This is a genomic window from Candidatus Dadabacteria bacterium, assembly GCA_026706695.1.
In the GTDB taxonomy this organism is placed as follows: domain Bacteria; phylum Desulfobacterota_D; class UBA1144; order Nemesobacterales; family Nemesobacteraceae; genus Nemesobacter.
This window is the reverse complement of sequence record JAPOYE010000010.1, coordinates 24,808-32,210: the sequence shown is the minus strand read 5'-3', so window position 1 is coordinate 32,210 and position 7,403 is coordinate 24,808. Positions and strand designations below refer to the sequence as shown.

Below are 7,403 nucleotides of genomic sequence, written 5' to 3'. Positions count from 1 at the left end.
GCCCCTCCTCAAACCTCTTGCCCTGTATGGCTATACTCAACTACGCAAGTGCCTCAGGGTGGTTATAACTAACTAAATTCCCCAGAAAGCTTTTTTCCCAACAGATGAATGATGGAAGCAGGGGCTTCGCGGACTTCTCGAGTTGGAAAACGATATACTTCGTAGCCGCGTGAGTTTAAAAAAACATCTCGACTTTTATCTTCAACTCTTCGCCGTTTGTGTTGCTCTCCGTCGACTTCAACTACTATTTTTCTACCTGCTTTCTTTAGAACAAAATCCACCTCAATGTCTCTAATCTTTGGATGCACTTCAGGGTCCCATCCCTGCATTACCATCCAACTGAAGAGTTCGAGTTCCTCTGCACTGGTCTTGCGGAGATTTTCCACGTCTTCAACATAGCGAGTGAGATGTCCTAAGACACCCCTCTGTCGTCGGCACACTCCGAAATCCGCTACGAAGAAGAATCCCTCTCTGGCTCGGGTCACAGCAACATTTATCATGTTCGGGTTTCCAACCCACTGAACTGTATTGTCAGAAATTCCTTTAGAAACAACCGGCGAGAAAATCATCAAGTCGCGTTCATCACCCTGATAGGTATGAACCGTTCCTATGGTGATGTCCCTATGGATATCAGAATCAGAGGTTTGTTTCTCAATGAGATTAGCAATAAGATCTGCTTGAGAGCGGAAAGGAGTGACTACACCTATGGTAAAATTAGAGTAACGATTGTTGTTTCGTAACTCTTGGATTAAAGTTACTACTTTTTCAGCTTCTTTTTCGTTAATCCAGCTCCGACCTAATTGTCCCCGCTTGCAGAATCCTTGAACATCAATTCCTGATATTCCAAGAGCGTTTGAAATTTCGATGGAATCTTTTTTGAGTTGCAGTCGTTTCTGGTAAATATATCGATTTGAAAATCCGATTATTAAAGGATGACTCCTGTAGTGCTCTTCAAGCAAGACTATGTCCGAGTATCGACGGGGCAGACATTGAACAGCTGTATCGTAAACAGTTCTTTGTGAGTGTCCAAGCAGATCAAGCCACTGATCAACTTGGAAATTCTGTGCAAGTGTCCTTTCCGCGTTTTCTCTCAATGTTGGAATAGCAGGAAGCTGTTCCGGGTCTCCTATAACCACAAGACTCTTTGCTCTATAAATTAGCGGAAGGAGATTAGTAATAGTACATTGAGTAGCTTCATCAATCACTAGAACATCAAATAAGTGCGGAATTAAAGGTAAAGATTGCGGTGAGAGAGCCGTAATAATCCATACGGGTATGGCTTTTAAAGCTTTTTCAAATAAATCGTAATCTTCTGGTAATATAGAACCCCCTCCAGACTGTTGATATCTATCAAGAAGTTGACGAAGCACGTCTTGAATTTCTGGGTCTTGGGATAACTGTTGAACCCAACGATCTTTAGCTTCGTCAAAAGATAGTTTCTCAAGCTCGTAATTTATATTTTCAACTCGTGCTTTAAGACGGACAGGCTCAAATTTGCCGAAAGCATCTCGAAGTTTAGTTACCGGCCACTCATCAGTATCCTTTCCGACAACTTGATCTATAAGGACTTGAATATTCTTTTTGTCTTTGTTAGGGATCAGCTCGCCAGCTTCAGCAAGTTTTTTACATGCCCAATTTTTTTCTTCTTGAAGCTTGTCTTCGTACTTTTGGCGTGTTCTAGATACAAAGATATTCCAAGATTCCAACCATTCCTGACAAGTTTTGGTATGTTCAAAAACTACGTCATCCCCTTTAGGAAGTTGGCTTCTTTGATGGGCCTCAATTGGAACCAAATCTGGCTTTATATTCCACCAGTTTTCAATCAGATCTAACTTTGTAGGCAGTTCCTCCACAGAAGATTGAATAGACCGCAATCTTTTCTCGTGTTTGCGGGCTTCTTTCCAGATTTCTATAAATTCATCGACATCTTTACTGTATAGAACAGTCCTCACGGCAACTATATTTTCAAAAGAAGGGGTGGAATTGAGAGCATTAATAGTCTCATGAAACTGAGCACCTATACCACTTACCCAAGCTTCTCTTAGAGGGATACCCGAAGCAATAGTATTGTATTTAGATACAGCTTGTTGCAGTTGTCCACAGATCTTTTCTCGGTTTTCGCGATGTCTCCATGCGGTTGCTGCTACCTTGGCGATTTTCTGGTTCTCCGCAAGAACTTCGGCAAATTTCATCCACAGATTAAGATCTTCCGATTGTGGTATATCAGCAAGTCTGAGGTTTGTAGCGAGGGTACGAAACTCGCGAAACTTAGATCTTATTGAGTCCTGTTTTATATCCGTTGCTTTTCGAAGATCTAACCATTTCTCGTTCTTTTCAATGATCTGTACAAACCTTCTCCTTCCTTCATCATTAAGAGGTCCTACTCTCTGCCACATGGATGCGGGAAAGGTAGGCAGAAGAATCTTTTCGACTTCTCGAATAGCTCGGTTCAACTTGCTCTTATCAGAAAAAGGGAGCCAGGAAACCCATGTTTTGGGTTGAGTACAGTATTCAGAGTAGAGGGTGGTCCACCTTTGGAGAGCATCCAATAAGTGTGGCTTTGCCATTATATCAAGGAGAGAATTGGAAACTTCATGTTCTTGGTTGAGTTCGGATTCGGCCTCGGCAACTTCTTTAATGAGTTGTTCAAGTTGACCAAAGTCAGAGTTTATGACCTCAACAAGCTTGTGTGTATTTTCTGACCATTTTTCAGCTTGTTCAGAGCTTTTCCAGTATTCGTAGTTATTATCCCAAGGTAAAACTTCAAGATCGTGTTCATGAATATTATCAATTAGTTTGTGAAAGCTTGTTAACCACGCTTGGAGAGACTCAGGGCCTTGTGCAGAAATGAGCCAATCCCAGCTTCTAACCTTTGAGAAATCGAGCCCTAAAGTCTGAACTGATTGGTTGCGTTTCTCTTCTGCTTCTGTTGCTTCGCTTTTATATAGTTCTTCTTTTTTTTTGTTATCAATTATTTCTTTTTTGACAGAACTGATATTTCCAACCCAGGTGTTCAGCGGGTCAAACACCAAGCGTTTGAAGTCTTCTGCATCCAGGGTGTAGCCAATTTTCCTAAGGTCTGAACGTAGAGATTCTTTGGCTTCTTGTAACTCGGCAAGTGTACTCTGATGCAATGCATAGGCTTCAAGAGAAGAGCTTAAGGATTCATTAATACGTTGGGGGAGCTTACTATCGAGAAATTCCTCAATTTGTTTCTTTTTACTCAACAGACTGTCTTTGCGCTGAGAAGCATCCTGTTTTGTAGATAAAGAATTTGCTGTTGAGTACGTGATGGCGTTTAGAATACGCCGAAGTGCTTCGTTGAAATCAGTTCTATAACGTTTGCTTCCTGTGCGAATCGCTATCGGAAATTGATCTTCAAACTTCTTTATCCTTTCTCGGACGGTATCAACAGCTTGATTGTTCTGACTAGCGAAAAGAACACTCTTCCCTTGTGACCAACAGTTAAGCAAAGATGAGACGACAACCTGACTCTTGCCGGTTCCCGGAGGACCACTGATGACTGTAACAGGCTTTCCAGCCAGAATACCCAAAACCGCTTTCTCTTGAGATCTATTAAGAGGAACAACTGGGAGTAATGAAACCGATTGAGCATTCTCAGTAACGGCTATATCTTCAAGGAGCTCAAACCCGCCAATGTTGTCAGTCTGTTTTTCAAGAATTTTATCTAGTTCTTCATAATCAGACATCAAATGCTGATATACTGGGGAAGAAGATGTTGTTGGACTAAAGATAATCCAAGGCGAAGGTAGATGTGAGATGCCAGATTGAATTTTCTTCCGAAGCTCTTCTCCAAGTTCGGGGATGTTGCTTGATAAGATATCGATTAAAGCCTCTGTAAGATCAATATTCTTAGTTGTGGATAGATTCTGAGTAATTTCTATAAGATTAGGCAACCATTGTTCCAGTGGATGCCTAGACTGGGCGCTTTTACTCTCGAGGAGATCGTAGACTAGAGGGGATATTTCCCATTTACCTTGATCGGGGACAATGCAGACGGAATCCGTATCTAAGTAAAATTTTATCTGTCGGTATAGAACCGGTAACCAATTACCACTGCCTCGGTCGTTTTTTCTTGGAGCCTTGTACCAGCAAGGGCCGCCAAGGAAAATTTCATCCACTTCTTTCCGCTTTAGTTTCTGGAGAAATGGCTTACTCTTGAACGTATCAGGATCAACTTGCCATGGTCCTGCAAAGCTCTTGAATTCAAATTTATATAGAGAAGAGCATCTGTCGGAATCAAGTTGATCTACAGGAAGAGCAAAGAAATTCTCTTCACCTCTTCGAGTTATTTCTTTATGAAAGCGGAGGATCTGAAGCCAAGGAATGTTGCGTTTTTGATGCATTAAGGTTTAGTTCAAGGTCTAGCGATTTTTAATTGAAAATATATTCGAGGATACAAAGAGCAAACGCAATTTCCAAATTCGGTACGAAACACCTCTTACTATGTGTCAATCCGTTCTTAGAAAATTCATTTGGTTAAGTTATAATATCAAAATAAGTGAAGTTAAGTCCACCTGTGTCTGTGATTTTGTGCTTGAATTCTACTCGGAAAAATTTTTAACTGCTGTATCTTCAGGCACGACCAACCGAACTTAACGATGCTGAAGATTCAGAGACTAGCAAAGGGCTTTGATACTGTAGCTAGTGTTGTATAGTTAAAAAAAGAAATCAGGAGGCAAATTATGGGGATGAAAAAGATAATCCAGATAGACAGGGGCGGTCCTTCTAAGGATAAAAGCTCCGTGTCTTTTACCAAGATTGAAAAAAAGAAAAAACCCGAAGACAGCCCCGAAATAACGAAAGAGACAGTCTACGGCGCTCTTAAGGATGTGTACGACCCCGAACTTCCCGTGAGCATAGTGGATCTTGGGCTTATTTACGACACCAAAATTTCCGGGCGGAACGTTCAAATCAAGATGACCCTTACCACCCCAGGGTGCGCCATGGGAGCACATATAGCGGGCCAAGCTGAAATGGCCCTTAAAAACGCGGGAGCCGATAACGTTCTTATAGAGGTGATATGGGATCCTCCCTGGAACCCCGACATGATATCCGAGGAAGGAAAAAAGAAACTGGGTATCTCTTAGGGGGAACTTTCCGCGTGGAACTAAACAGAGAACGGATAATAAAAGTTCTTAAGGGTGTTAACTATCCGGGATTTAACCGGGACATAGTATCCTTCGGTCTCGTAAAAGACATTCTTGTGGAGGGTTCGAAGGTGACCCTTTCCATAGTACTTCCCAAGCCCGACCAGAAACTTCAGTCCACAATCGAGGAAGAAGTCCGAAAAGCCATTTTCGGCATACCCGGAGTTGAAGACCTCTCGATGAAGATCGGCTCGCGACCACAGAAGCAGATAACTGCCGATGCGGGTAGTGAAAAAAGCAAGCTTCCCGATATAAAGTACTACATAGCCGTCGCAAGCGGCAAAGGAGGAGTCGGCAAGTCAACAATAGCAACCAACCTCTCCCTGGCAATCTCAAAAAAAAGACAGAAAGTCGGGCTTATGGATGCCGATATTTGGGGACCGAGCGCTCCTTTGATGATGGGGATAAGCGAAAAACCCCGTGCAACCGCCGATGACAAGATCGTTCCCATAGAAAAATTCGGCCTCAAGGTAATGTCCATCGGTTTTCTCGTGAACGAGGAGGACGCTGTGATATGGAGAGGTCCCATGGTACACGGAGCGATAAAGCAGTTCATCGAGGACGTTGAATGGAGCGGAACGGATTACTTGGTAATTGACCTTCCTCCAGGCACGGGGGATGCCCAGCTTTCTCTGGCACAGACGGCCCCGATAAGCGGAGGGGTTATAGTAACCACTCCGCAGGACGTAGCTCTAGTGGACGTAAGAAGAGGGATACTGATGTTTAACAAACTGAATATTCCCATTCTTGGCATAGTGGAGAACATGAGCTATCTCGATATGCCCGATGTAGACGGCAAGATAGACATATTCGGCAGGGGTGGAGGAAGACGTATGGCAGAGAAGTTTGAAGTTCCGTTTCTTGGAGAAATCCCAATCGATCCGCGGATAAGAATCGGTGGAGATAACGGAACCCCTATCGTGGAGTCTGATCCGCAAAGTGCAGCTGGAAAGGCCTTTTTTGAGATTGCAGACAGGATACTCGAATCCATAGAGGACTGACTGACAGATTTAACCACCCTGGCTAACTTTCAAGAAGTTATCAATATAGTTGTCATCAGGAATACAGATAGTTTTTCAATCAGGTATATGAAGACTATGATTGCGGAATGAAAGCAATTAACTATTTGCCAGCACCGAGCTCATCAGCGCTTCCCGGGAAGTGTGTTTTGGACGGAACCCGGTCTCTCGTGTCAGCTTCTCATTACTCGCCACCCACGGCCATCTTGCGTACTCGACCCCGCACGCGGGAGAATCGCTTTGCAGTCGCAGCACCCATGTTACCCACGTGATGACTGCGAGAAGCGGCGCTGGAAGGGTAATCGCGCGCCTACCCGCAATGCTTGCAATCTCGCTATAGGCAACTGTCCCCTCTCCCGTGATGTTGAACACCCCGTAGGCAGGCTTCAGCAGGCACAGCTCAAAGGCGTCGAGCAGGTCGGCCAGATGGATGAACTGCATCTGCGGGTCCGCACCGAGAACGCGGACACTCGCCAGTCTGAAAAAGACCTCAGTAACGAAGTTCTCGCACTGGGGCGCCATTACTGTGCACCCCCGCAATATGGTGACGCGGGAGTTGGGATTGTTCATTGCAAATGTTTTCAGCTTGAGTTCCGCTGTGGCCTTGTTCTCGGCGTACTGAAAGCCTCGGACGGGCCTGACAGGTGATTCCTCAGTATATGGCTGCTCAGTCCCAGAACGGGCGCCGTACACAGTGGTGCTGCTGAGGTAGACAAGGTGTTTTATGCCGACAGCCCAGCAGTCATGTATCACTTGGGCCGTACCGCTAACATTCACCCTGTGCGCTGCCTTGCGGTCATGTCCGGGCCGCAAGAGAAAGGCCAAGTGGACAACCGCGTCAACCTGGTACTTTCGAAGAATGTCCGCAGTCGACTCCCGGATGTCCTTCTGGAATGTTATGACTTTCGGAGAGGATATGTCTAGCGGGACACAATCAAGCGCTATAACTCTGTCCACATGGTCTGATTGTGCCAGTCTCTTCACCAATCTTGAGCCGATGAACCCGGCCGCGCCCGTCACGGCGACAGTTTTCTTCTTGCTCATGGAATCTCGTATTTCTCGTCTATCTTCTGTTTCTTGGTCCTTATTTTAATACTCCTCGAATGTGGTTCGGCACAATAGTCAAAAAAGGTACCTCCCGCGGGCAGCCAAGTATATAAACTCCTAATCAATTTCTTTCAATCTCAAGTAGTATTATAATGAGCATGAGAAA

At 44.5% G+C, this 7,403-nt stretch carries 4 protein-coding genes; 2 read left to right on the top strand and 2 right to left on the bottom strand.

Annotated elements, in window-relative coordinates:
- Positions 1 to 68 precede the first annotated feature (68 nt).
- A complete protein-coding gene (locus OXG10_00595; GenBank protein ID MCY3825870.1) occupies positions 69 to 4,367 on the bottom strand; it encodes an AAA domain-containing protein in 4,299 nt (1,432 codons plus the stop codon).
- A 345-nt stretch (positions 4,368 to 4,712) separates the two neighbouring features.
- Here OXG10_00595 and OXG10_00590 point away from each other — a divergent pair, with 345 nt between their 5' ends.
- Entirely contained in the window at positions 4,713 to 5,111 is a 399-nt protein-coding gene (locus OXG10_00590) for a metal-sulfur cluster assembly factor (protein ID MCY3825869.1), read from the top strand.
- A gap of 14 nt (positions 5,112 to 5,125) precedes the next feature.
- Positions 5,126 to 6,172 (top strand): Mrp/NBP35 family ATP-binding protein, encoded by a 1,047-nt coding sequence (locus OXG10_00585; GenBank protein MCY3825868.1) that lies wholly within the window; start codon positions 5,126 to 5,128, stop codon positions 6,170 to 6,172.
- A gap of 117 nt (positions 6,173 to 6,289) precedes the next feature.
- On the opposite strand, the gene OXG10_00580 is transcribed toward OXG10_00585, so the two are convergent.
- Positions 6,290 to 7,234, bottom strand: coding sequence for an NAD-dependent epimerase/dehydratase family protein (locus OXG10_00580; GenBank protein ID MCY3825867.1), 945 nt, complete (start codon positions 7,232 to 7,234; stop codon positions 6,290 to 6,292).
- Between the last annotated feature and the right edge of the window lie 169 nt (positions 7,235 to 7,403).

Coding starts and splice junctions, on each gene's coding strand:
- OXG10_00595 (MCY3825870.1), bottom strand. CDS start 4,367: ATGCATCAAAAACGCAACATTCCTTGGCTTCAGATCCTCCGCTTTCAT.
- OXG10_00590 (MCY3825869.1), top strand. CDS start 4,713: ATGAAAAAGATAATCCAGATAGACAGGGGCGGTCCTTCTAAGGATAAA.
- OXG10_00580 (MCY3825867.1), bottom strand. CDS start 7,234: ATGAGCAAGAAGAAAACTGTCGCCGTGACGGGCGCGGCCGGGTTCATC.